This is a genomic window from Priestia sp. FSL H7-0729 (assembly GCF_038005685.1).
Taxonomy (GTDB): domain Bacteria; phylum Bacillota; class Bacilli; order Paenibacillales; family Paenibacillaceae; genus Paenibacillus.
This window is the reverse complement of the sequence record NZ_JBBOTQ010000006.1, coordinates 138,681-165,599: the sequence shown is the minus strand read 5'-3', so window position 1 is coordinate 165,599 and position 26,919 is coordinate 138,681. Positions and strand designations below refer to the sequence as shown.

The 26,919-nt window shown below is 47.4% G+C and carries 19 protein-coding genes; 7 read left to right on the top strand and 12 right to left on the bottom strand.

The window, feature by feature from the left end:
* Nucleotides 1–11: 11 nt before the first annotated feature.
* From MHH93_RS15920 to MHH93_RS15895, 6 genes are all read right to left on the bottom strand, one after another.
* Nucleotides 12–1,616: a response regulator gene (locus MHH93_RS15920; protein ID WP_500054819.1), complete on the bottom strand. Its 1,605-nt coding sequence runs from the start codon at nt 1,614–1,616 to the stop codon at nt 12–14.
* Nucleotides 1,613–3,526 (bottom strand): cache domain-containing sensor histidine kinase, encoded by a 1,914-nt coding sequence (locus MHH93_RS15915; RefSeq protein WP_500054818.1) that lies wholly within the window; start codon nt 3,524–3,526, stop codon nt 1,613–1,615. Before MHH93_RS15915 ends, MHH93_RS15920 begins: the two co-directional genes overlap by 4 nt.
* Nucleotides 3,527–3,554: 28 nt before the next feature.
* Entirely contained in the window at nt 3,555–4,403 is an 849-nt protein-coding gene (locus tag MHH93_RS15910; RefSeq protein WP_500054817.1) for a carbohydrate ABC transporter permease, read from the bottom strand.
* On the bottom strand, nt 4,400–5,350 hold the full coding sequence (locus MHH93_RS15905; protein WP_315939021.1) for a carbohydrate ABC transporter permease: 951 nt from the start codon (nt 5,348–5,350) through the stop codon (nt 4,400–4,402). Before MHH93_RS15905 ends, MHH93_RS15910 begins: the two co-directional genes overlap by 4 nt.
* A 47-nt stretch (nt 5,351–5,397) precedes the next feature.
* Complete coding sequence (locus MHH93_RS15900; protein WP_500054816.1) at nt 5,398–6,738, bottom strand: ABC transporter substrate-binding protein; 1,341 nt, start codon at nt 6,736–6,738, stop codon at nt 5,398–5,400.
* A 184-nt stretch (nt 6,739–6,922) separates the two neighbouring features.
* Nucleotides 6,923–9,166, bottom strand: a complete 2,244-nt coding sequence (locus tag MHH93_RS15895; protein ID WP_500054815.1) for a glycoside hydrolase family 88/105 protein — start codon at nt 9,164–9,166, stop codon at nt 6,923–6,925.
* Nucleotides 9,167–9,539: 373 nt separating this feature from the next.
* Between MHH93_RS15895 and MHH93_RS15890 the strand changes: the two genes are divergently transcribed.
* Nucleotides 9,540–10,367 carry a methyl-accepting chemotaxis protein gene (locus MHH93_RS15890; RefSeq protein ID WP_500054814.1) on the top strand — a complete coding sequence of 276 codons (828 nt, stop codon included), beginning with the start codon at nt 9,540–9,542 and terminating at the stop codon, nt 10,365–10,367.
* 160 nt (nt 10,368–10,527) lie between these two features.
* On the opposite strand, the gene MHH93_RS15885 is transcribed toward MHH93_RS15890, so the two are convergent.
* Complete coding sequence (locus MHH93_RS15885) at nt 10,528–11,346, bottom strand: endonuclease/exonuclease/phosphatase family protein (RefSeq protein WP_339258358.1); 819 nt, start codon at nt 11,344–11,346, stop codon at nt 10,528–10,530.
* 280 nt (nt 11,347–11,626) lie between these two features.
* On the opposite strand from MHH93_RS15885, the gene MHH93_RS15880 reads away from it, so the two are divergent.
* Both MHH93_RS15880 and MHH93_RS15875 read left to right on the top strand, forming a co-directional pair.
* On the top strand, nt 11,627–13,405 hold the full coding sequence (locus MHH93_RS15880; RefSeq protein ID WP_500054813.1) for an SWIM zinc finger family protein: 1,779 nt from the start codon (nt 11,627–11,629) through the stop codon (nt 13,403–13,405).
* A 5-nt stretch (nt 13,406–13,410) separates the two neighbouring features.
* Complete coding sequence (locus tag MHH93_RS15875) at nt 13,411–16,431, top strand: DEAD/DEAH box helicase (protein WP_500054923.1); 3,021 nt, start codon at nt 13,411–13,413, stop codon at nt 16,429–16,431.
* 95 nt (nt 16,432–16,526) lie between these two features.
* On the opposite strand, the gene MHH93_RS15870 is transcribed toward MHH93_RS15875, so the two are convergent.
* Nucleotides 16,527–16,991, bottom strand: coding sequence for a hypothetical protein (locus tag MHH93_RS15870; protein ID WP_500054812.1), 465 nt, complete (start codon nt 16,989–16,991; stop codon nt 16,527–16,529).
* A 383-nt stretch (nt 16,992–17,374) separates the two neighbouring features.
* On the opposite strand from MHH93_RS15870, the gene MHH93_RS15865 reads away from it, so the two are divergent.
* On the top strand, nt 17,375–18,058 hold the full coding sequence (locus tag MHH93_RS15865; protein WP_500054811.1) for a type 1 glutamine amidotransferase domain-containing protein: 684 nt from the start codon (nt 17,375–17,377) through the stop codon (nt 18,056–18,058).
* Nucleotides 18,059–18,159: 101 nt separating this feature from the next.
* On the opposite strand, the gene MHH93_RS15860 is transcribed toward MHH93_RS15865, so the two are convergent.
* The 4 genes from MHH93_RS15860 to MHH93_RS15845 form a co-directional block, all read right to left on the bottom strand.
* Complete coding sequence (locus tag MHH93_RS15860; RefSeq protein ID WP_500054810.1) at nt 18,160–19,119, bottom strand: 2-keto-3-deoxygluconate permease; 960 nt, start codon at nt 19,117–19,119, stop codon at nt 18,160–18,162.
* Nucleotides 19,120–19,125: 6 nt separating this feature from the next.
* Nucleotides 19,126–20,583, bottom strand: a complete 1,458-nt coding sequence (locus tag MHH93_RS15855) for a glycoside hydrolase family 1 protein (RefSeq protein WP_500054809.1) — start codon at nt 20,581–20,583, stop codon at nt 19,126–19,128.
* A gap of 51 nt (nt 20,584–20,634) precedes the next feature.
* Nucleotides 20,635–22,563 (bottom strand): beta-glucoside-specific PTS transporter subunit IIABC, encoded by a 1,929-nt coding sequence (locus tag MHH93_RS15850; RefSeq protein ID WP_500054808.1) that lies wholly within the window; start codon nt 22,561–22,563, stop codon nt 20,635–20,637.
* Between the two features lie 139 nt (nt 22,564–22,702).
* On the bottom strand, nt 22,703–23,548 hold the full coding sequence (locus MHH93_RS15845) for a PRD domain-containing protein (protein WP_311768645.1): 846 nt from the start codon (nt 23,546–23,548) through the stop codon (nt 22,703–22,705).
* 314 nt (nt 23,549–23,862) lie between these two features.
* Here MHH93_RS15845 and udk point away from each other — a divergent pair, with 314 nt between their 5' ends.
* From udk to MHH93_RS15830, 3 genes are all read left to right on the top strand, one after another.
* The gene (gene udk / locus MHH93_RS15840; protein ID WP_017691162.1) at nt 23,863–24,495 is read left to right on the top strand and encodes a uridine kinase; all 633 of its coding nucleotides are present in this window, start codon (nt 23,863–23,865) and stop codon (nt 24,493–24,495) included.
* A 110-nt stretch (nt 24,496–24,605) separates the two neighbouring features.
* Nucleotides 24,606–24,935 carry a chaperone CsaA gene (gene csaA / locus MHH93_RS15835; protein ID WP_076333520.1) on the top strand — a complete coding sequence of 110 codons (330 nt, stop codon included), beginning with the start codon at nt 24,606–24,608 and terminating at the stop codon, nt 24,933–24,935.
* A 336-nt stretch (nt 24,936–25,271) separates the two neighbouring features.
* Nucleotides 25,272–26,549 carry an S-layer homology domain-containing protein gene (locus MHH93_RS15830; RefSeq protein ID WP_500054806.1) on the top strand — a complete coding sequence of 426 codons (1,278 nt, stop codon included), beginning with the start codon at nt 25,272–25,274 and terminating at the stop codon, nt 26,547–26,549.
* The last annotated feature ends 370 nt before the right edge of the window (nt 26,550–26,919 follow it).

The window sequence follows — 26,919 nt, the reverse complement described above, 5'->3', positions numbered from 1 at the left end:
CCTGTATCGTTCTACCCCACCTCAGACGGACTCTTGCCCGTAAGCATTTTGAACACCTGGCTGAAATACGTCGCATTACGGAACCCCGTCATCTCGCTCACCTCATATACCATGTAATGACCCGACTGCAGCAGTTCCAACGCTCTCTGAATTCGGTACCCGTTCAAATAACTCACGAAATTCTCACCTGTCACCCTTTTGAACAGTTGACTCAGATACTTCGGATGTACGAATAATCCCTTGGCTATTGCTTCAAAACTAATCTCTTCGGCGTAATGCAGCTCCACATACTGTTTCACCTGCTCGATAAGTTTATTGCTTTTTTTCTCGCCCATCTCCTTGCGTATCTGTTCCAGCCAGTCGCAGATAATACGATCCATCCAGTTTACCAGATCATGCAAAGCATATTTCGATTGAATTTCACGCAAAAAATCACTCATCGCTAGCGGCGGTGTTAACATAGGATGAAGTCGGTTCCAGCTATGCATCAACGTGTCAAACAGACTGACGGCCACAACCTGTACATCCTGTATCCCAACACATTTCCCCTCTTTCAGCAAAAGGCAAATATGATGCCATACCTCTTCCGCTAGGTCAGGTCGAATATCCGCCCAAACCTCATTCCATTGACGAAGCAATAATGAATAATCAGTCACACTTGGTTCTGTTTCCTTTGATGTTTCATAGTGGTATATACGACTTCCACCTTGAAACTCTGCTGTTTCCACTGCTTCCCTGCTCTCGAGATAGGAATCTATCACCTCACATGGGTGACTCTTGGATCTTCCGATTCCAGCACTCACTTCAATCTTCAGATACGTAAAGATCTGATCGATCATCCTCTCCACGAGTGGCAGGCATTCCTCCAGATGATCTTTATCTCCTAATAGAAGCAATACAAATACCTGATCCGAATAATCAACAATCTCTACCTGACCATTCATGCGCGCTGCTTGCTCCTTCACCGTCTCCTGAATAATATCGGCCGCCCCATATCGGAGAAGCTGCCAATCCCGTTCTTTCATTCGTGTCAAAAATACGGGGCGATTCAGTTGCAGACTAATGGCGCGTGTCTGTGAGGACATATGTATGCCTATATAGTCCATGCGTTCTTTGGGCAGCTCGTCTGCCCGATATCGCGTAGTCAGCAGTTCATGAAGAAATTGTTTGCGCAAATACGGAAGTACCCGTCCGACCTCCTGCTTGTACGTCTGCTCCAGCCGCTCATGCCGCTCTCGCACATCTTGTTCCAGTATCACCTCCCGCAGCACAGACTCAATCTCCTCAACCTCTGCCGGCTTCAGCAAAAAGTGATTCACCCCCCAGCGCATGGCTGCCCGGGCGTTCTCGAATTCGTCATATCCACTAAGAATGATGATCGGCAGGTGGGGATGATCACGTCGCAACGTCTGTGTGATCTCAAGCCCGGTCATCCCCGGTAGATAGACGTCAGTCATAACCACATCTGGATGCATGCGTTGAAACAGCTCCAGCGCATCCAAGCCATTGGAAGCAGTGCCTGCAATGCTAAGGCCCAGAGAAGGCCAATCGATATGATCTGTTAGTGCCTTTACAATATGAGGATCGTCATCAACAAGCATAATGGTCTTCATCATTTTTCACCGTCCAGCCATAGATTTAATTGCTCGTCGGTCTCAATACGCGGCAGCGTAATGGTCACTTCCACGCCACCTGACTCTCTATTGCTCAGTTGAACGCCATACCTCTTCCCACAATAAAGCTGAATGCGCTGATGTACATTTCGTACACCGATACCACACGTCTCTTCGAGTGTCCACCCCTCCGGCAAACCCCGCCCATTATCCGTGATACGAATGACGATATCCTCATGCGGGCCAACCTCTTCGTGCATATGGACCTGAATTCGAAGTGTACCTTCTTCAGGGTGTCCGTGCATAACAGCATTTTCGATAAAGGGCTGCAAAATGATCTTCGGAATGTAACAACCGCGAATACGCGGATCGATCTGCTCCTGATAATGAATGGAGAACGGTAGCCGCTCTGACTGTATGTTAACGTAGCAACGGGCATGCTCCAACTCATCTCGAACCCGAATAAACAATCTTCCTCCACTCAGTCCGATCCGTAACAGCTTACTGAGCTGCACAATCATGCGACTGATATCCTTGGCTTCGTAATCGAGTGCGCGCCAGTGGATCATGTCGAGTGTATTGTATAAAAAATGAGGTTTGATCTGGGCCTCAAGCAAGCCCGTCTGGGCTTCACGCTTAGCCCGGCTCTCCTCCTTTACCTGTTCCATCAGCGTTGTGAGTTGTGAAGCCATATGATTAAAGCCATAAGCCAAGTGGGCGTATTCCTCCGTAAACGAAAGGTGCACCCGGGTATCGAAGTCCCCTTTCTCCAGTTGTCTCATTCGCTTGATCAATTGTCTCAGTGGGCGGATGATCTGCCTTACGAACAGGTACGCAAGAACAGCGGAACATAACAGTCCCAGTATGGCAATGCCGAGAATCTGCCAGCCCGCCTGTCTGAGCGGTGATAACAGTGTATATACCGGAATAGTCTGTACGAGGCGCCACTGAAGCATGGCTGGCCTGGAATACAGCACCAATTGAGCACCACCGGGTTGATCGGAAACCACTTCGTATCCGTCTGCACCAGGCTGCACATGTTCCTGAATCCATGCACTATCTATAATAGAAGAAGATGAGTTTGTGGACTCACCCGTTTCTGGAGCTGTACTCACTTCATTACTTCTATTCGCTCGTTCCTGTTCTTCCAAGGCATCTCCTTCAGCATTATCGTCGGATTGTACATTCTCCCCTGCTGGATCAGCTTTCCCCATCTCCATGACGACATTACCAGCCGTATCTACCAACAGGACTTTTCCATCAAGCACCATGGGTACATCGGCAAACCTGCGTACAATGTCCGCTCTACTCAGTCGAATGAGCACATAGGCAACCGTTCCGCCATGACTGTCGAAAATCCGTTGGGCGTATCCGACCAGGGATTGGCCCGATTCGTTCTCACGCAGCGGAACCCATGCCGCATCAGCCTTTTCCAGCGTAGCAAACCAAGAATCGTGTGCGATGGTGTCGACCGGAAATATGCGATCAGCCATAGTCACTGTCACTTCATTAAAGACATCCGTATACAGTTCAATGGAAGTAATGCCTTCACTCACGACCATGGTATGATCCAGGATTCGAGATACCTCTCTCCGCTGGTGAATCTGTGCAAGCCTGCCCGTATCGGCCGTCTCAAGCAGATTGGACAGTTCGCGATTGCTTGCCAAACCATATGCGGTTCCTGTTACCCCTGTAATGAAATCAAATCCCCGACGTGTGCTCTCGTTCAGAAGAGCCAGACGTGCTTTGCTAATCTCGGCAAATGTGACCGCGGAGAAAGACTGATATGCCAGCCAGACCACAACGGAGACGAGCAACAGGTTAAACGCAATAAAGCAAGTCACCATCAACGTGGAGAGCTTGCTTTGTTGCAGCTTTTGATTAATGAATGAAGACCATCTTCCTTTCCCCATGGAAAAATCAACTCGTTTCGTCTTGGAATTACCCTTTGAGCCCAGAGGTCGCGATTCCTTCCACGAAGTACTTTTGACACACGATAAATACAATGAAACATGGCACCAATGACAACACCGACATGGCAAACATCGGACCCCAATCGGATTGAGAACTCGAATCAAGGAACAGACGCAGACCTAGCGGCACGGTGTATTTGCTAACGTCACTCAAGTAGATCAACTGACTGAAGAAGTCGTCCCATGTCCACAAGAACGTAAAGATCATCGTGGTAACCAGTGCTGGGAACGCAAGTGGAATGATGATTTTGGTGTATATTTTCACAGGACCGCAACCATCAATGGTAGCCGCCTCATCCAACTCTTTGGGCAATCCCCGGAAGAACTGTACCATGAGAAAAATGAAGAAGGCGTCGGTCGCGAGCCATTTTGGCACCACAAGCGGCAGATACGTATTCACCCACTCCAGGTGGTTGAAGAGAATATACTGCGGGATCAGCGTTACATGATGGGGCAGCATAATCGTCATGAGCATCAGGCCGAAACAGATGGCTTTGAAGCGAAAATTCAGTCGGGCGAAGGCATATGCCGCCATAGAGCAGGAGATGACATTGCCCAGCACGGCGCCAAGCGACAGGATGACAGAATTGCTAAGGAACCGGGAGAACGGATTACCCTGAATTCCCGACCAGCCATTCATATAATTTTGCCAATTCCATTCCTGCGGCCAGAACCAGGTCTCTGTAAAGATCATATGTCCCGGTTTGAACGAGCTACCGAGCATCCAGAGAATTGGATAGAGCATGACAAAGGCGATGCCTGAGATCAGCACATGTTTGCCGACGACCCATGCTCTGGAGTTCCGTTGTCCAATCATGATTTTCCACCATCCTCATAGTGCACCCACAGCTTGCTGCTGCGGAATACGAGCAATGTAAATACGCCAATCAGGATGACCAGCACCCAGGCCATCGCAGAAGCATAGCCCATCTGAAAGAATGAGAACCCTTTTTTGTACAGATACAGAGAGTACATTAAGGTTGAGTTCACTGGTCCTCCGCTACCATTACTGATAACAAAAGCCTGTGTGAATGATTGAAAGGACGTAATCAGTTGCATCACGAGATTGAAAAAGATGACGGGTGACAGAATCGGCAACGTTATATAGAAGAATCTCCGCAGAGGACCTGCCCCATCTACCGCCGAGGCTTCATCATATTCAGGTGGAATCTGCTTCAAGCCTGCCAGGAAAATAATCATGGATGATCCAAACTGCCATACCGATAACAGCACGATGGAGTACAGGGCATACTTCGGATTAGCAACCCAATCGGGCGCCTTAATGCCTACCATAGCAAGCACACTATTAAGCAGCCCGTCACCGCCCAGCATTTTACGCCACAGCATTGCAATCGCAACGCTGCCTCCAAGCAATGTCGGAATGTAATACACGGTCCGGTAAATACCAAGTCCTCGAATCCCTTTATTGAGCAGCATGGCTACCAGCAGTGCAAAGATCAACTTGACCGGTACCGATACAGCGACATACGTGAAGGTGACTTTAAGCGACTGGGTAAACAGTTTATCCGATGTAAACATCGTGGTGTAGTTATCCAGACCGACCCAGGAAGGGGCGGCCAGGATACTGTAATCGGTGAATGAGATGTATAACGATACCAGCATTGGTCCCAAGGTGAGAAATAACAATCCCACAAGCCATGGGGCGAGGAACAGAAGCGCGGCTCCATTATGCGCATATCTCCGTTTGACCCGCCGGGTAGCTACACGCTCGATTCGGGCTTGACTGACCTGTGATGTGTTCATCTTCGCAACCTCCCCGCAGAATTAGAAGTCTGAGACAGTTTCAATTATTATTGACTCGATCCAAGCGTAGCCTTGGCTCCTTCAATAAACTGGGCAATGACATCTGGAGTATCGCCTTGACCGAAGGCAATCTGCTCACTTGCGCTCTTGAAACTTGTGTCCACTTCAGCAAATCCTTGCGGGTATGGTGGATCGATCTCACTGGAATGCTTCGATACGGTGTCAATAAATTGGAAAATGACTTGCTCCGCTTCCGGCAGCGTTGGCTGCATCTGCTCACGAATGCTTGAGTTAACCGGCACACCACGTTCAGAACCAAGAATAGCGGTTGCTTCTGGATCATTGACCATGAAATCAATGAACATGGCAACTTCCTTCGGATGTTTCGTTTTGCCATAACCGGAGAGGAACTGGCCTGGTTTCAGGTATTCGCCAATTTGCTGCTCGTTAACACCATGCGGGAGTACTTGTATCCCAAGCTTATGATCTTGGTTTTTGTTCACCTGCTGGAATGTCAGCAATTGATTGGACCATGCAAAATCCATGGCAGCTGTACCCAGTGAGATTGGGCGTGTCTCCAGCGCATTGGTTGTGGATGCTGTGATCTCCGCTGTGGTCACTCCACCATTCTCGCGTAGTGCGCTCCACATATCGAACCATTGCTGGAGCTCCTCGCTGGTAGCAGTCATTGTGCCACCATCAAACAAACCTTTTCCGGATTGTCGGATAAACACTTCAAACATGTTGGTTGTACCGGAAATGTCTGCAGATCCATAGAACCCCTCACCTTTGGCTGCGGCAATCTTGGTCGCAATATCCCCAAAATCCTTCCATGTCCAGCTCTCTTGCGGTTCTTCAATACCTAATTCCTGAAATACGGTGGCGTCATAGATGACACCTGGTGCGTTTACTCCGAGGGTAATTGCATATAATTTATCGTCAATGGATCCGGCTGTAATCATGCTCTGATCATGATCCTCTGTTCGCAGCTCTTTGCTCTCTGCAAATGGGGTCAGATCAAGCAAAGCACCACGCCGGGCAAAGTCAGTCAGAAATGCGTAATCCATCTGGATGATATCTGGTGCATTTGAACCGGCTACCTGTGTCGTTAATTTGTCAAAATAACCATCCCAACCGGAATATTCAGGTTTAATGGTGATTCCGGGATGTTTCTCTTCAAACAATTGGATCACTTTGGTCGTCAGATCATGTCTAGTCTGTGATCCCCACCAAGTCATGCGCAGTTCAACCTTACCTGATGAATCTCCTTCACTTCCACTTGCTTCCCCAGAAGAAGATGGTGTATCAGTGGCCCCTCCAGAACAGGCTGTAGCGAACAATAACAGGGACAGGCAGAACAGGGTTACCCACTTTTTTGTAATCATCATAAATGAATTTCCTCCCCTTCTTGCATTTGTGGAATCGCTTACAAAACCTATTGTATCGGTCTATTACTGCACATGACATAAACAAAAGTAAGCTTTCCTGTCAAAAAAGTAAGGAGTTGAAAAAATCACAAACCACCGGGAATAACATTCCCGGCGGTCGTGTTCCCGTCTCAGATATGGTGTGTCAGGAATGTGAGATTGCGGGTGAAGAGACCCTATGCTCGGCCAGATGTTTCTTCATTTTTGCCACTTCGGTTCCTGCCAGCATCATAATGCCTATTCCGTGATTGTCATTGGTGACGGTACGCAAGTCCTGATCATAATACTCTGCCGTAAACGCATATCGTGATCCACTGCACACGCCATGGACATTCCCTTGACGATCAATGGCTTTGCAGATGAGTCCCTTCCAGGCCCGTTCGGCGGCCGTGACGTAAACTTCAGGGTCTTTGAACCAGCCAAAACGTACCCCTCTCGCAAAACCATAGGCAAACATCGCCGTACAGGAGGCTTCTTCATACGTCTGTGGTTCGTTCAACACCTGATGCCACAACCCACTTTCCCCTTGAAGCGCCGCATATCCTTCACACAATTCGTTGAAGAAATTAATTAGAGCCGGGCGCTCGGGATGCTCTGCCGGCAAAGCTTCCAATACCTCCGTCAAGGAGAATAGTGTCCAGCCATTGCCCCGTCCCCATGGAATCTGCGTTGCCTGTCCATATTTGAAATCATACACATGGGACATGATCTTGAACTCAGGCATGAACAGATATTTCCGATACAGTGAAAATTGTCTGGCGGCTTCATCCAATGCGGCTGAGTTGCCTGTCACCCGTGCATAACGAACGAGAAACGGCGTGCTCATATATAGGTCATCTGCCCACATGGTATTCTCGGCATACTCCCCTACGCATGTGCGATAAAACGCCCCATCTTCCTGCCGTTCCAGGCGGGAAAGCATGAAATCTGCAATACGTTCAGCAATCGGAAGAAACGTTGGTTCATGGCACTCTGAATACGCTTCCAGCATGGCCGAACCAAAAGAACCGCAGTTATCCAGCATTTTCAGCATGACCAATTGTTGATTGACAGCCGGGAAACCATACTGCTCCCGATCCCATAACGAGTACTCATACATCTGGGTACATGCCTGCACATGCTCCGCCGCATAACGTGTAATGTCCGGTCTCTGCAAATAACGCCCCGTCCGTAACAGACCATATACAGTGACACCCAATGGATAATCCCAGCGACCATAGTTGGTTACACTGCCCACGGTCCATTTGTTGCTTAACATGGCATTTTCATAATAGGGTCTGATCCAGGCATCCGGTCGATCCAAGCGCAAATACGTCTGTTCTACCCCTGTTTGGTACACTCGGTCTGTTCGGGTAAGATCCTGCACATCCAGTTCAACATTCGACTCAAAGGGACCGACATATAACCATGACTCTCCGGAAGCACCATGGACGCGCTGAGGAAGTTCAAGTAAAAGCGGCTTACCCGAAACGGTTGCGTTCAAATTAAAATTCCACGGTCCTGCCGCATCATCGCATTCACTTCGAACAAGCAGGTCACTCCGTCCAAAAGAGGCTGCTACCTCTACCTCGAACGGACCTGCTTCCTTCACTTGCGCCACAGGCTTGCCGCTAATCCATATACTTAAACAACCGGAGGATTGACCTGACAATCGTACCTGACTCCCGGTTGAATCGGTATTGTTCAGATGCGTCCAAGCATACACATGCCGTCCAGGAAGATGCCCGTATATTCGTTCGAGAGCCGGCTTGGTTTTATCTTCATCAGACCAGCCTGTCTCAGGTAGCCACTTCAAACTGTAATCTGCTTCTTTTCCAAGCAGGTCTGGTTGCTTACTCACAGCAAGGTTCGGTTGGGAGAACACCCACCCCGCTTGTCCCTGTCTCTCCTGAAACGGCGCAAATACGTTCAGAATACGCACTTTACCTTCATCTGACCCAAACTGGCAGCCAAATCCGGCAGGGGTATTCTTCATTTCAAGCCAAATGGTGTTCCAACCGGGCTTGATATCGATGCTGAGCTTCACCGTTGCATCAGGACTGATCTCATCCATTACGGTAGAGCGATAGACCAACTGCTCATTGAAATAGAAGCGAACAGGTCCATAACAGCGGACCAACACATCCAGGTTCCTGTCCTCATCCCCCCATACAAGCGCAGCTGCGTAAGATATATGATCTTTGGGAGCGTCAGGAAAGCGTTTACCTAAATTCAGATCATAAAGCCCTTTCTCATTTTGCAAAATACCAGACTTCTGGAATACCCGATATACAAAATCAGCCTGCGCATTGGCCCCAATATACCTCTCGGCCAGCACCTTCAGCACCTGATCCTGATCTTCTCCAAATCGGTAATACATGCTCTGCGGTTCGCTGAAATAGGTCGTCATTGATCGCACACTTCCCTCTCACATTGAAATAAAATCTTATCCGAAATAAAACGTCCACCCGGGCAGCTCAGACCCATATTATACTGTGGCAGGATCTGGAGATATAGCGCTTAACCTTCGTAAGGAACGCCCTTGCCCTGTACGTTAATATCTTCTAGTTTACTCAGGCACCAATTAATAATCCCAGTATAACTGACATGTTCTATGGTGGCTATAGATTTTTGTTTGCGCTTACAAATAAATTCAAAGTCTACCTTTATGTCTCGCCAGCTGAACTTATATTTGAACATTCGTTTAAAAAACAGAAACCGTTACCGATATAGATAGTAGGTCGTAAAATTCCACTTTTTGTATCGGGAAGGAAAGATGAACATTGAATACTCTTGAATCTCTGGTAAATGCTATGCCTTTTGTTAGCCAAATGTTCCGTGACGACATATCCATATCCATTAATGATCATGAGAAAGTATTGTATTTTTCCGAAGCAAAAAGTCTGGAGATTGGCGTGAAGGTTGGAGATGAGCTGCATGACGATTATAAAAACTTCAAAATGCTCACCAACAAGGAGACGCGTACTGTGGCACGTATGCCTGGTGATCTGCAAGGCAGACCTTTCGACGCCATCCTTATTCCCATTAAGGAAAACGATCAGGTCGTGGGTATATTGGGTGTGAACTACGCACTGGATAGTCACATGACACTGGAGACGCTGATCCGTGAAAATGAAACGACTATTCATGCGCTTGTCGGTGGCATTCAGCAGATTGCGGCACATTCGGAAGAACTCTCTGCGACCTCGGAAGAGATTTTGCGCAACTCCAAAAAAGCTTCAGAGAACTCTGTCAGTGTGTCTAAAGTAACAAACGTCATTCGTGAAGTATCCGAACAAACCAATCTGCTTGGACTGAACGCCATGATCGAGGCAGCTCGTGTGGGCGATCAGGGAGCCGGATTCGGTGTGGTGGCCAGTGAAGTACGTAAACTGTCCGATCATACGAAACAAGCAGCGGCTGATATCGAAACCTCCCTCGGTAGTGTACAGGATTCCATGAAACATATGGAGCAGGAGATCGGTCAGATTACAACCGCAACAGTAGATCAAGCCAAGCTCGTTAGCGAGTTCATGGAAAGTATCGAACAACTTAGCGAGACAAGCGCTAATCTGAAAAAGTTCGTACATCAGATGCTAGCGCTAGAATAGTAGCAATTCCGCAACAAAATGAAGAACAACCATACTACATGTACATAGGAAATGATGTTTGAATGCAACAAAGCCTCCGGCTACACTTCCCTTAACAGGAAGTCAGCGGAGGCTTTATTTCTTTAATTGAGGGGAAATCCCATTTATAGCCGCATGGCTGTTAGATCTCTACAGCGACGCCAAAATGGTCGGACACGACTGGCCCGTTTTTACCGTTCAAAACCACAGTTGAAGATTTGGCCTGAATGGGGCGATTGGAGAAAATATAGTCAATCCGAAGATCGCGTTTGTTATCTGCCCAGCCGGCAATGGCCTTCACCACGGTCGCTCCTTCATCCTTTTGCAATGCGGTGGTGTACAGGTCATTCCAGCCTTTGCTCATCATATAGTCATAGCCTTCACCACGCACTTCCGCGACATTGTTGAAATCACCCATTATATATAACGGCTGATCCATGTAGGGTGCAAGCTTGCTCTCGGTCAGCTCCCACTGTCCCTTGAACGGTTCCTGTGCATCATCCCACCAGTTGTAGTGGCCGTTCACAAACCAGGTTGCTTCACCTTGGACGACCGTCTGAATTCCCACAATCTTGCGTGTACGGTAATTGTTATAATCCCGCATGTGGGACACATATTCTCCAAAAGCCTGTGTAATCGGCGTCCGGCTAAGGATCGCCAGTCCTTCATCGTATTTTTGAAACCCGACATGCGCGGGAATCCACGTCCAGTAATATTGCTCTGTCAGCTGTTGAAGCAGGACGTAGGCGTAGTTGTCTTTTTTAATCACAGCATCCGATTCAGTCGCATAATATCTCTTCAGTTCTTCTTCAGAAAGCGCCGCTTCCTGCATGGACTGGTTTACTTCCTGCATGGAGATTACATCAAATTGATGTGTATTAATAAAATCAGCCAGCTGACTGATCTTGTTCAGTTGATCCTCTTCCGCCCAAGCGTGTGTGTTTAACGTGAGTATTTTCATATGCTCTCTCCTGTTGTTTGTAATAGGACCGTTTCCCCGGCCTGCATCGTTCCTGAAAGGAATACATACGATAAGCATACACAAAATGAGGCAATCATGCATGCCACTCGCTCACGGCAGCTGCATAATCATCTAAATTCATGTTTGTCCAAAAAGAACTTCATATTCGTATAACCCATGCACGGATCGGCTCATAACTGATATGATGGATACAACAAATTGACAACATCACGTCATCGACGTGGTGATTACTGAACCTATGTTTACCCCAGGAGATGGAATGATGAACATACCGAATAACATGAGGATGGATGATGCCCAGTGGCAACAGTTGATCAGGCAGGTTGCGGAACATTTTAATAACCTGACGATCATGCGCGGATTCCAATATTATAAACAGAAACGTGTCGGACCATTAAACTATTCCGAACAACAAGGGATCTCGGCCGTTGTGCAAGGATCGGAAGAATATGAGGTCACCCTAAGCCTGCAATCCCTGTCTACAAGTCATTGTACTTGCCCGGTGAATTCCGTATGCAAACATATGACAGCTGTCTTGATGAGTTATGCCGAACAACTGGAGCGACCTGTACATGCGATCGTGAATGCACACTCCAGCACAGCGCTCAAGCAAACGACCAAACCCGTCGGGGCCATGTCCGCAGGACGATCCAGCTACGCGGATGCCGATGAACCACAGGATATGGACATTCAGGGCAACCAATACAGTCAGATCAGGGAGCGCGCAACAGAGCTTGCCGATCTCGAAATCCCGGAATGGCATGAGCTATTCCACTCCTGTCTGAGACGCCTGGGTACAGGCACAGCAAGTACATCCTACGTGCAGGAAGCAACGGACGAGTTATATGCCATTAAGCCAAGGCTGACCGCTGCGATGGACCAACTTTTTGAACTGCATGTGCAGCTGCACCTCATACGATTCTGCGTACCGCCGGCTCGTAACTCCATTACGCATACACCCGTGTACTTGAGCTACCCTGCCCAGCTCGCGGTGGATGCACTTCTGAAAGACATTGAACGGATCTTTAACCATCCGCTAGACCTGTCAGGTCTAAAGGGAAACAAGCTTGAACAACTTTGGAACAGACTGGCCGAAACCTCAGCTTATTTACGTAAACAGATGATGCCTGAGACAGCCAGCATGATGTTCTTCACTCCGATCTATCGGCAACTGTGGTTGAACTGGATCGTACCTGAGCTTCAAGGGTCCCAGGACATGTTAGTGTCGGAACAGGCTATCTTAAATGATATAGAGCGCAATATAACCGCCGCTTCGCCACCTTCCCAGTCAGGTGGAAGTGTCTTGAGTAGCGCTCAAAGTAATGGAAGTAGTATTGATAGACCAAGCAAAGCAGTGACACTGCCTTTACCACTGGTACTCGCGCAGAGCTGGATGCACTTCCATCTGGGGCAGGATGATCAGGCGTGGCACCGACTCGTCCATGGAAGCTCAGCCTATGGCATCCCGCCAGAACATCTGTTGCATTTTCTCCATGTACTCGCAGATTCGGCTGAATGGAAGCGTCTTGGGGATTGGTTAGTACAACTTGGCCCCCTTCTGGCGAATCGGCGTAATACACCTTTGAATGATTACATGCATCTATGGGATACGGCCATTCAACATCTGCCCGATGCAGAGAACCGTATGTGGGACACGCTTGTCAGTATGCTTCCCCACTCCCGCCCCGCTTACGAGGATGCCATGCATTCTCGTGGTCAGTGGCGCAGGTGGATAGATTTTCAGCTAAGTACAGGGACGGAGCCTCTCGAATTCCGTGTAGCGGTGCTGCAACCGATTGAAAAAGATGCACCTGAACTGCTGCTCCCCTTCTATCATCAGGCGGTGGAGCGTTATATCGGACACAAGAACAGGGACGGATACAAGGCCGCGGTGAAGCTGCTGAAACGTCTCTCCAAAATCTATAAAAAATTGAAGCAAGAAGCGCATTGGGAGCAATTCATCACCACACTCGCCGTTCGTAACAGTCGGCTGCGCGCCCTGCAGGAAGAGCTTCGGAAAGGTAAACTGATCTCATGAGCTTAATTCATCCATACACTGAAACGATTGAGGTTCACGTCGCTTTAACCGGATATGGCGATGCTTTGTTTTACGGAGCACTCAACACACACCACTTTGTATCGGGACAGTCGCTTAAGCAGCGATTGTTCGCTTGGCATGCGCCTTCCTACTACGGTACCGAATTGGAAGTTCGGCAGATCGAAGAGATTGAGCTGGTTGTTCTGCCTGCGGAAGAAGTGATTCCCTTCTTTGCCGAGATGCATACCCTGCTTCATATTGAATGGAAGTGGGACGAGCAAGCGGAACATCTGATTCGACTGGCTCCGGCATTCTCAGCATCTATCGAGAAACGCAAATACGTACCCAGCTTCGAGGCCTACCGGGCAGGACAACTTCAGTGGACCTGGGACCCGGACAGCTTGAAAAAGCAGGAACGGGCATCGCTTACCAAAGCGATTCAGCAGACGGACGAGAGCTACGCGGAAGGACTCGGGGCGGCCTACTCCGCCTTTGTGTTCCAGCGCTGGTACAGTTCGGAGGAAGCGGCAACCGATCTGCGGCGTGAATTCCCGCAGTTGTTCCCAGAGCGCGGCACTCTACCCAAGACAGCCGGAATGGACGCTCAGTCCTGGCTCGTATCCATTGGCTGGAAAGCGGATGCCGCACCATTCAGACCCATGCTGCAATTGCAGGAGCCCGATGAGGATGAGCCATCTTGGAGGCTGCGACTGGTGTTGCAGAACAAGCTGGATGCCGCCATCTTGGTGCCCGTCATGCTGGATTCACGTGGCAGACTTGAAGGCGAATGGCCAGAGGTATGGACACCGTTCATTCTGGATCGCTCCGCCGGATGGCTGGATCAGCTTCGCGCACATCTGCCGCGTCTTGCAAGCTCTATTAGCGGCAGACGTGATGTGCTGAGTGACCCTTTGGGAGATCAGGAAGCCTGGCAGTTCCTTACACAGGATAGCGGAAGATTGCTGGCAGCGGGTTGGCAAGTCCTGCTCCCGGGTTGGTGGGAAGCAGCCCGGAAGAAGAAACCTAAGCTGCGCGCCAAGGTGAAGCCAGAGGAAGGCAGTGAGCGGGGACAATCTTTCTTCGGACTGGACTCAATTATTCATTTTGACTGGCGCATTGCGATTGGTGACACGGATCTCAGCGAAGATGAATTCGCCGACCTTGTTGCCCGTAATGAACGATTGGTTCGCTTCCGCGGAGAATGGGTTCCTCTCGACCCCGACCTGCTGGAACAGATACGACGTGCCATGGGCGGTGTAGATCGGGAACAGGGACTCTCATTTCAGGATATTCTACACCTGCATTTGCTTCATAATGAACAGCGGGAATATCGCAACCAGAAATGGAAGGAAGGGCAACAAGCCGAGGAGGAAGAGCAACCACAGGCTAATGAGAACATTCGACTGGAGGTTGAGCTAAACGATCACCTGAATCGGGTCATTGCACAATTGGGAGGCGGACAAGGCGGTGCGCCTTCCCTGCCTATCCCTTCAGGGCTCCATGCCGAGCTGCGGTCGTATCAGAAGGAAGGTTTTGCATGGCTTGGTTTCCTGCGCAGATTCGGCCTTGGGGCATGTCTTGCCGATGATATGGGTCTCGGGAAAACCATACAGTTCATTACGTATCTATTACACATCAAAGAACACGAACCACGTAAACCAGGACAGGCTCCGGCACTTCTGATCTGTCCAACTTCTGTATTGGGCAACTGGCAAAAGGAGATCAGCCGCTTCGCACCCTCTATTCATGTCAGTCTGCATTACGGGGCACGCCGATTAAGCGGAGAAGAATTCAGGGAGCAAACGGAACAGGTTGACATTATCATCACGTCTTTTGCTACGGCTACACTGGATCAGGAAATGTTGCAAAGTTACACGTGGTCATGCATCTGTCTAGATGAAGCGCAGAATATCAAAAACGCCCAGACCAAACAGTCCCTGGCCGTCCGCAGCTTCCCGGCAAAACACCGCATTGCCATGACAGGCACACCAATCGAGAATCGGTTGTCCGAGCTGTGGTCGATCTATGATTTTACGAATCCAGGATATCTGGGCAGTGCCCGAGCATTCCAGACTCGCTTTATCAGTGCCATAGAGAAAGATAAGGATGAGCAGCGGATGCAGGATCTGCAACAGCTCGTGAAACCATTCATGCTGCGCCGTAAGAAAAAAGATCCGAATATCCAGCTTGATCTGCCGGACAAAAACGAGATGAAGACTTACATTCACCTTACGGGCGAACAAAGTGCATTGTATGACCAGTCCGTGCAGGCCCTGATGGATAAAATGAAAGAGCTGGAAGGTATCAAACGCAAAGGTGCGATTCTGTCGACACTAACTCAGCTTAAACAATTGTGTGACCACCCTCTGCTGCTGACAAAAGAAGCTTTGCCAGAGGAACTGCCCGAGGACGGTGCACTGACATCTGCTTATGACGTGTACAGCCCGCAGGATATGGCGATGCTGATCAGCCGCTCCGCAAAGCTGGAACGACTGATGGAGCTTGTCCGGGAATTGCGGGATGAGGGCGAGCGATGCCTGATTTTCACCCAATATATTGGTATGGGACAGATGCTGCAACAGGTACTGCGTCAGGAGTTGCAGGAGCCTGTGCTATATCTGCACGGAGGTACGTCCAAAACGGGGCGCGATCGTATGATTGAGGAGTTCCAATCCCGCACACTACCTGAGGACAAACAGCCGTCCGTCTTCATTCTGTCCATCAAGGCAGGCGGTGTGGGATTAAATCTGACGGCCGCCAATCATGTCTTCCACTTTGACCGCTGGTGGAACCCTGCTGTGGAGAATCAAGCCACCGACCGGGCTTACCGGATGGGTCAGACTAAAGATGTACAGGTGCATAAGTTCATCTCTCTCGGTACACTGGAGGAACGGATCGACGAGATGTTGGAGAGCAAACAACAACTTAGCGACAACATCATCACAAGCTCCGAGAACTGGATTACTGAATTGTCAACGGACGAGCTGAAAGATCTGTTCACTCGGCGTCGTGACTGGTCGAGCTAACTCGGATTGAAATAAAAAACACAAAAAGAGCGAAGTTTCGGAATTAAAATTCCGGCTTCGCTCTTTTTTGTATTGTTGCAATTAATCATCCGTTCTTAACGCATGTTACCGATGATGGATGATCTTGAATCCTGCATTTTTTTGATAAAGTTAGTCATTACATCAAATGCTTCATTACGCTTGTTGGACAGGGACTGCAGACGAAGCATGTCCATCTGTTGGGAATTGCTTGCACCATCAATTTGGCCTTTCAGCTTCTGAATAGCTGCTTCATCTCCGTTTTGCTGGGCTACCTGCAATTGAGAGTTCAGTTCCGCGATCAACTGATTGCGGTTCTGTACCTCTTGAATTTGCGTTTGCAATTGGGCATCCAATAATTTGGTGCGTTCTTGTTGAACCAACATCAAAGCAGTTTCGATATCCATACTTTGAATATTAGCCATAGAAATACTAGAGATGTTCGAATTAGAGATTGTGCTTGCCGAGGCTGAAGACACGATTGACACAGCAGCGACAGCAGCAACTGCTGTTGAAGCGAAAAATTTACCTGAACGTTTCATTTGTGTTCCTCCGAGTCCCTATGTAATATGTACCAGTTTTATGTTGGCATCTTCCGCCATTCTAAATCAAAAGAACTAGTTGTTCAATCAAATTAACATCAAATTTGAAATAATTTTGATAACCCTTACACATGCCTACCTCCGCTTACAAATTGAGTAAATTAAAAGAACATTATAAGTAAAAGTGCATTCTTAAGGGCATATTTACTACGACTAGATTGTTCTTTACGCCTACGCTTGAAAGTAACAATGGAGATCGAAGATACGTTAATGATTTTACTTTAGAACATGGTTATGTTATGTTTAATAATAGATTTTACACAATTTAATTTTGTGATATTAAACATAAATGAATGTTATACATTTTACGGGAGGTTTTTTATATGAAAAAGATACTGGTTGTTCTAACAAATGTAGATAAATACGCAACGAAAGACGAGCCTACCGGCTTGTGGCTGAGCGAAGCAACTCACTTTATTGAAGAGTTCGACCATAATGACAATGTTCAGATCGATCTGGTTAGCCCTAAAGGTGGTAACGTACCTCTTGATCCGAAAAGTCTGGGTGACTCCCTGGATGAGAGCACCAAAGCCTATTTCGAGAACGAAACGTTCATGAACCAATTGAAAAATACGTTGAAACCCAGCGAAGTGAATGCAAGTGATTATGATGCGATCTACTTCACAGGCGGTCACGGTACGATGTGGGATTTCCCGGACAATGCCGAACTTCAAGAGCTTTCTCGTGAAATCTATGAAAAAGGTGGCGTTGTATCCGGTGTTTGCCACGGGGTTACAGCCCTGCTGAACGTGAAGCTGTCCAACGGCCTGCTATTAATCAAAGACAAAACGGTTTCCGGCTTCACGAATGAAGAGGAAGCATTGGCTCAACAAACCGAGTATGTTCCTTTCCTGCTGGAAGATGCTTTGAGAGAACGTGCCGCACAGTACGATAAAGCCGCTGCATTCAGCTCTTATGTCACAACAGATGGCCGCGTGGTCACAGGACAGAATCCGCAATCCAGCAAAGCGGTAGCTGAAAGTGTTAAACAACTGCTGGGTCTGTAAAATAAACCGATCGATCCCTCTCCTCCCCCAGGAGATCATATAGATGTAAAAGCAAAACAGCACGTGACCCGTCATGACCTGACAGAACACGTGCTGTTTTTTTAGTGGTTTGCCCGTATAGAAGCTTCTGTCACTGTTGTTCCAGCCAAGCGCTTCACGATAAACGGTACGGTCACCGATGTCAGGATGACGGCAAACGCAATCTGAGCGATAGCTGTGTCCACATAAGGCGCATACGCCGGATTAAACCCAGCAGCCATTGAAGGCACCACCATGGACAATCCAGCAACCGAACATGTCGCAGCCGCTGCGTAACCTGGCCGTCTTAGTATCGCGCGATCGATTCCAATGAGCGGTAGCATGCAGATCAGCAAAAATAATACCGTGACCAACAATCCGGACAGACTGGACTGAAATGCAATACGCAAATCAATATTGGACCCAAAGCTTGTGCCTAGGAAAGGCAGCAGAATCAGTGTTCCCGGAGCAAACATCTTCTGTATGTTGCTATCCAGATTACCAAGCAGTATGCCAATGAAGAAAGGCACTAGCGTAGCAAGTACACTGAGGTAATCGATACCAATGCCACTTGCCGAATTCAATATCATGACCGGAATAACCGGTACGGCAATCAGATTCAGAATGCCAAATGCAGCACGGTCCACATCATCTCCATACGTGTTCATCAAGGCCAGATATAATCCTGGATTACAACTGGTCAGCACGGCAATGAAGGCTACCGCAGAAACTCCCCCGACCCCATTTATGCCAAAAAAGTGTACAAACGCCCAGCCGAACAGGCAGCTGATGAGGATGCGTGAAATACAGAGCACTCCTGCTCTCTTCAAGGTCACCAGAAGCTGCGACAAGTTCAACTGTGTTCCTGATATCAGTAAAATCATGCCGATCAACACCATGGTACCTTTTGATGTGAATAGTGCTGTCGTTGGATCTCCGATCTGAAAAAACGATGGAAACATCGTGTTGATGACCGCGGCGGCCAGCATGGGAACAATCAGCAAGCCGCCGGGGATTTTTTTGATACGACCCAGAATGTTCATGGTGCGTTACAGTTCTGCTCCGTTGGTACGGATCACATTCTGATACCAGAAGAACGAATCCTTCCGATATCTTTTCAGCGTACCGTTGCCATAGTCATCCTGATCCACATAGATAAATCCGTAACGTTTGCTCATCTCGGAAGTCCCTGAACTGATCATGTCGATCGGCCCCCACATCGTGTAACCCAACACTTTGACCCCATCGGCAATGGCGAGCCCCATCTGTTCAATATGTTTGCTCAGGAAATCAATCCGGTATGGATCGTTGATCGTTCCGTCTTCATTTAACTTATCGTAGAAGCCCGAGCTGTTCTCCAGAATGAAGACAGGTTTTTGATACCGATCATAGACGAGGTTTAGCGTATACCGCAGGCCAATCGGATCAATCTGCCAACCCCACTCGTTAGCGGGCAGATGCGGGTTTTTGTAGACGCTGTGTACATTACCTGCCGTTAGTTCGAGTTGCTCCGTATCACTGCTGGAAATCATGGAGTTGTAATAGGACATCCCCACGAAATCAGCGGTATGTGCGCGAATGTTATCCAGATCGCCGTCCTCGATGTTCAGCTGGATCTCCTTGTTTTTGAAGTACGTTTTACTATAGTAAGGGTACTCGCCTTTATTGAGCACATCCAGATAGAATTGATTTTTCATCTGATCATCCTGCTGCATCTGAAGTGCATCCTCCGGCTTGCATGTGTACGGGTACGTTGTAAAATAAGCCACCATACTTCCGATCTGGTTATTCGGATCAATCTCATGAGCCATCTTGGTTGCTCTGGACGCAGCTACAAATTGATGGTGCAGCCCTTGGAACAGCATTTCCTCATAATTCGGAGCATCATAATCAATGATTCCCAGCGTCTTGGCCGATGCCTTCACGCTCATGTTGATCTCGTTGAACGTCACCCAATATTTCACTTTGCCCTTGTAGCGATTGAACAGCACATCACAATAGTTCACATACAGATCAATTAGCTTGCGGTTATACCATCCTCCGAACTTGTCCATCAGCACAATCGGTGTATCAAAGTGGCTAATGGTGATCAGGGGCTCCATACCCTGTTTCAGGCACTCATCAATAACCTGATCATAGAACTCCAGTGCCTTTTCATTCGGAGCGGCATCGTCGCCACCTGGAAATACTCTGGCCCATGAAATGGAATAACGAAATACTTTGAAGCCCATCTCGGCAAACAAGGCGATATCTTCACGGAAAGAATGATAGAAATCAATTCCCCGGCGCTTTGGATATTTAATCGTATCCGGGTCATTCCTGGCCTCTTCAATCATCTCCCAATTCACTCTGATCTGTTTGGTCACCTTGCGGTCGTTCTTCTCATTAAACTTCATCACTTCTGGAATGGTCAGGCTCTTGCCATCCACATTATAAGCACCTTCAGCCTGACAGGCGGATAGCGCACCGCCCCATAAAAAATCCTTTGGAAAATGGGTATTCGTCATTATAGTTTCCTCCTGTTATTACGTGTTATTTAAATGATCTTATTTAAGGTTCTAAGGGATCAACTTGATCATTGCTTCGCTCTCCCGAATTGGGCCGTTGGTCGCTGTGGTCAGTACGTCTCCGTACTGTTGCATGTTGGTGACAACAATGGATGTAATGGTGTTATATCCTGCTGACGTAATGCCTTCTGGATCAAATTCCACTAATAAATCGCCAGCCTTGATGGTCTGTCCCTGTTCGATATGGGCGGTAAAATATTTGCCTTTCAAACTAACGGTATCCACACCGATATGAATCAGAATTTCAACACCATTCGCGGCTTTTAATCCGATAGCGTGTTTAGTGCGGTAAAGGGCCTCGACTACCCCGTCAAATGGAGCATATACCTTGCCCTCTGTTGGAAGAATCGCAATACCTTTACCCATTAACTCTTGAGCAAATGCCTGATCTTCCACCTCAGAGATCGGTCTGATCTCCCCCGTCATCGGACTAACGATAAGCATGTCAGCAGATGTGGATGTCTGTGTTGATGCGGATGCTGGATTTACCTCTGTGGCAACGACTGCTTGATTGCTATTCACCTTATCCGTAGCTTGTTGCTTCGATTTACCCCCATCTGTATCTTCCTTGATGCCTGCCATCAGCGTGAAGACAAAACCGAGTACAACGGCGGCAATACAACCAATAACGACATACATGTAACGATCAGATGAATACGTACCAATTGCCAATACACCTGGAAGTGAAATAGCGTTCGCTGTTGTATGCACCAAGCTGTAGAATCCACCGACTAATCCACCTGCAAGACAACCTGCGAAAAATGGACGTTTATATTTCAGCGTTACCCCATAGATCGCCGGCTCGGTAATCCCGAACAACGCGGTGAATCCACTCGAAGCAGCCGCTGATTTCATCGTTTTGCTCTTCGTCAGTACAAACACACCAAAGGCTGCTCCAGCCTGAGCCAAATTCGCTGCCAGTGCCGTTGGTAACAGTACGGTTGCGCCCAGTGTAGCCACTTGTTGAACCTGTATGGGCATGATGGCATAGTGCATACCGAACATAACCATGATTGGTTTGAAAAATCCAAGAATCGCACCCGCAAGCACACCTGCGGTGGAGAACAATGAGTTAATGCCATTGGTCAACCAGTCACCGATATATGATCCTACTGGACCCAGCACGATTAGTTCCACTGGAATCATAATGAACAAAACAATCATTGGGGTAAGCAGGACCTGCAGAAACTTGGGAATCACTCGATTAACGATCGGATACACGTAACTCATGATCCATACCGCCAGAATGATGGGAATGACAGAAGATGAATATTTCATCAACAGGATCGGCATGCCAAGAAAGTCAATGCTGTTCACACCCGTCTCAGCAATCTGGGACGCAGCGTTTAGAATGATGGGGTGCATCAACCCAGCAGCAAGAGCTACCGCCAAATACGGATTGGTTTTGAAACGGTTGGCTGCACTGACAGCCAGGAAGAATGGCATGAAGTAGAAAATACAGTCTCCGATCATATTAATGATCGTCAGGAAACCGGAACCTTCCAGATATCCCATTGCCGTTATAACGGTGGCCAAACATTTGATCATCCCGCAACCAACGAGTGCTGGCAGAACAGGCGTGAATATGCCTGCGATGGTTTCAAGCACAACATTGACAGGGTTGCGTCTCTTTTTGGGTCCACTGTCTGCTGACTCCGTAAGCTCGCCAATATGGTCAGAGGTCAGATTTTTCATCTCACTGTAGACTGCATCTACCTTAGCACCGATGACAACCTGAATCTGCCCCCCGGAATTTTGTGCCTTAAGCACGCCTTCAAGCTGATCGATCGCCTTAAGGTCTGCTTTGTTATCATCCTTCAATACGAATCTCAAACGGGTTGCACAGTGCGTCAGACCCGATATATTTTGCTCGCCACCAACGAGATCAAGTACGTTTTTAGCCAAGTCTTTGTTGTTCATGACCCTTCTCCTCTACATGAATAAATTGGATATATAAAAAATGACCAAGCCGGGGAATCGTCATTCCCTACGCTTGGTCATGCCTGATCGAATCAGTAACAGTCCAATATGGATTATTCGGTTAGTTCATTCAGCAATTTCATTCCGTTGGTTCGTTCGAGATTAATCGCTGAATATGCAGAATCAGATATAATTTTTCATCGTCGGAACAGGTCCAGCCGTAATTATTTTTTAGGAAATCAGCAATCTTCTCCACACAAGCCAGTTCCTTCGGAAACTTCTCCTTCACCATTAGAAACAGCGATTCATTCTCGTCTTTGAGCGATTTACCGCTCATCTGCCTCAGAATGAAGTACCGGATATGTGTGGCAAAGCGCATGAAATGGATGGAATCCTCCTGAAAGTCAATTTTGAGCGCATACTTGATCACAGACAGGATTTCGCCCGTCACGGTGGTTACCTTTGTCGTATCACTCATCTCTCCAGAGCCCACCTGTGCATTGACAAAGTGCAGAGCAATCAGTGTTGTTTCAGCTGTCGGCAGAGCGATATCCGTTTTTTCCTGAATCAGCTTCAGCGCAGCCTCTCCCACCCGAGTCTCGTCCGGATAGAGTGTCCGCACTTCCCATTCCAGTGGATTTTTGATACGGATGCCTTCTTTGGTTCGGGTTAATGCAAAACTGATATGGTCAGACAGGGTGAGAAGCAGATTCGGGTTAAATGTTTTATTCAGGATCTGACTGCCCAGCTTGATGACTTCCTCCGCGAGATAAATATCCTCAATTGGAATACTGTTTAGCAGATCATACATCCGAATGTTCTTCGGAGCTACGAATATTTTCTCCACCAAGTCCGTCTCCGTCAACTCATAGGGCGTTTTCAGAAATCCTACACCCTTGCCTACAACAAATACCTCTTCGTTATGTTCATTAATAGCAATGGCCACGTTATTGTTTACTTTCTTGATAACCTTCAATGTTCTCACCCCCCAACAAAAATAAAAAAAGACCGAAAGCGATTACAGTAAAGCAATCGAATTCGGTCATGCCTGGTTTCCCCAGTAACAGTCCGTGTTATGAATATAAGTTTATTATAGTGCTGTTTTCGAAAAAGTCAATCATGCAATCGTCAGGGAATACATCCCTCTCCAAAGCAGATGAAAAAAGCCGTCTGCTATGGTACAATGAAGGAATTGTGTATTCAGAGACAGACTTGTGGGTAGAGGTGCTGAGTCGATTCTGAATCAGCGCTCTTTGTCCATGATTATGCTGCCATTCTAGGGAGGCTTATGGAACAACCATGCTCATTATTGGTATCGCCGGAGGAACCGGCTCCGGTAAAACGACGGTAGCTCGCTCCGTCATAGACCGTCTGGGATCAGGTAAAGTCACATTTATATCCCAAGACAATTATTACAAAGACCAGTCGCAGCTCACACCTGAGCAACGCCGACTCACCAATTACGATCACCCGTTTGCATTCGATAATGATCTGTTGATTGAGCATCTCACCTTGTTGAAAAAAGGCCAAGCGGCGTATGCTCCCGTATATGACTTCACCATAGATAACCGTGCTGCTAATGAGACGGTTGAACTGGCACCGAACCATATTGTCATTGTAGAAGGATTGCATGTGCTGATTGACGAACATCTTCGCAGTCTAATGGACATCAAAGTATTCGTTGATACCGACTCCGATGTGCGGATTCTGCGACGAGTGCTGCGGGACATTGAGGAACGCGGACGCACGATCCAATCCGTGTACAAACAATATCTCGAAACGGTAAAACCGATGCATGATGCTTTTATCGAGCCATCCAAAAAGTATGCCGATATCATTATTCCAGAAGGCGGACATAATGAAGTAGGTATTCAGATGTTATCCATCCTCACCGAGAAATATCTCACCGGGGAAAATTGGAACGGCGCTTAATTTGTAGCAAAGCAACATAATAGAAATCCAGGTTACGATGCAGCGTAATCTGGTTTTTTTGTTGATTCTTCATTTATAATAATCCCATAATTGAAAGGATATCTCTCCCTATGGCTACTTTTGAAGAGTTCATGCAGCATGATATCCGGGTTGGTACCGTGGTGGAAGCCGAACCCTTCCCCAAGGCTCGCATACCCGCTATTAAGATGACAATCGACTTCGGACCACTTGGTCTTAAACGCTCCAGCGCTCAGATTACCCAGCGATACACGCCTGACATGATCATTGGCAAACAGGTCATTGCTGTAGTTAATTTTCCACCTCGGCGAATTGCCGGTTTTGTCTCTGAAGTACTCGTGCTGGGCGGCGTGCCTGGTGAAGGCGATGTTGTCTTGCTTACACCGGATAGCCCATTGCCCAATGGAACACCGATAGCCTGACTTTATGACGAGTTTGAATAATATGGGCTTTTCAAATGTTTCGAAATCGAGTATTCTTGGTGTATTGATGATTGATGAAGGAACTACATATGTTAGAGACCTTAAAGCATAAGGCTATGAATCTGCGGATTCGTGGCCTTTTTTTGTGTTTTTTAAGAGAAAATAGGTCTAAAGAATTAGTGAGAGTTGTGTGGAGAGGAGGGAATATAATGATAAATCATACCAACAGCCTAGTTATACATGGTAGAATATTGATTATTATTACAAATTTAGTATCTAGTAACCTAACCAGTACATACCAAAGACCAAAAACTACAATGAAGAGGAGTAAGATTCATGAAAAAAATGATGATTTCCGGCGTAACCGCATTGGCTTTATTAACAGGGGGTATCGTAGGGTTTGGAGGCGTTGGCAGTCCTGTAGAAGCCGCTCAAGCTACAACTACATTCAAAGATGTTCCGGCTACACACTGGGCGTCCTCAGCGATTAATTTGGCCGTGGAACAAGGTTATTTAAAGGGGTATGCCGACGGGACCTTTAAACCAAGTTCACCCGTTACCAAAGCTGAAATGGCAAGTATCCTAGGACGTTTATCCGACCAGCCTAATGCATCGATACAAGAACCAAACAATTTCACAGACATACCCGAGTGGGCAAAAAGCGGTGTCTCTACTGCTATCGCGAAAGGCTTTATCAGCCCTTCTAGTTACAAGGGAAAACTGGATGCACAGGGAGCTCTTCAACGAGGCGAGATGGCGACTTGGCTCACGCAAGGGCTAACCGTGGTTGATCCTGAGTACAAGCAAGCACTCTCTGATGTGACCAACACCGTTGTGCCTGCAAAGGAATACTTCACAGGTAAACTCGCAAACGCTCAAAAAAATGCAGTAGCTGTTGCCCTGGGAACGGGACTGATGAGTGTAGCCAACGATAAAACATTTGGCGTCGATCGTACGACCACACGAGCTGAAGTAGCTGTATTGATCGCCCGTTATGCAGCCGTTGCCAAGACAAAGCCTGCTGATTTCCAGGGGCTGAATGAGCTGCGGACAGTGGGTTTGACAGGGACGAATTTGAGTATTATTGCGCCATCGTACAAAAAAACACCTGAGAAAAAGGTTGGACCAGACGTTGACTACAGTGAGGTTACAGACGACTTCTCGAAAGTTCGTAATAAAAATATTATTACAGATACTAAATATGCCGATCTCAAGATAAAAAATTGGATTATTGTTAATACCTTTGCAAAGGGTTCTGAAAGGAGTATTTATTACCCTGTTTTTGTAGATGAGGGATACACCTTGGTACGAGGAGCTTATTATTCTTTTGCGGAACTTGAATTGAACGTGAAAAGTACTACCATGAATGCACTACAAGCCGGAAGTTTACTTAATTCAGCAACAATTAATCCTATGAATTCTCCAACTTCGAAAGCCTTTGCTGCATATGCTGGGCCCGTAATTAATGATTTCACAAAAACTAGAGGTGTATTCGCTGTTAATACTCCAGTCTACTGGAGTAGAGGACTCTTACATTTTGATAAAGAGCTTACTTTTGCTGTCAGTCTTGTGACCAAAGAAGGACCCACTTACAGCGTAATAGCCACAGATTAGAGGGATTATATTTGAGGGAAAAAAAAGCTGTTAAAAAAATGGCGTTGTTCGTGTTATCACTCGTATTACTTGTATCATCAGTAACTCAGGCCTCTGCAGGTGGAGGACCTGGAATTAAACCTGAAATAAACACATTCCATATGGAGCCTTCTACACCAGCGAAGTCACAGAAAAAGGTGATCCCTGTTGAAGGGAAAAAGAAAACTAATATAGGTGTATATATTTACCAAATTGATAATCTAAAATGGAAGGTTGACGGCCAGTGCAATAACATCGAGCTAGAAAACGACCCCATCAAAAATCTTCCGGTCTCTTCGACAATCTGTGTCGACCTTGATTTGAATAAAGATGTTTATATTCCGACTGAGTA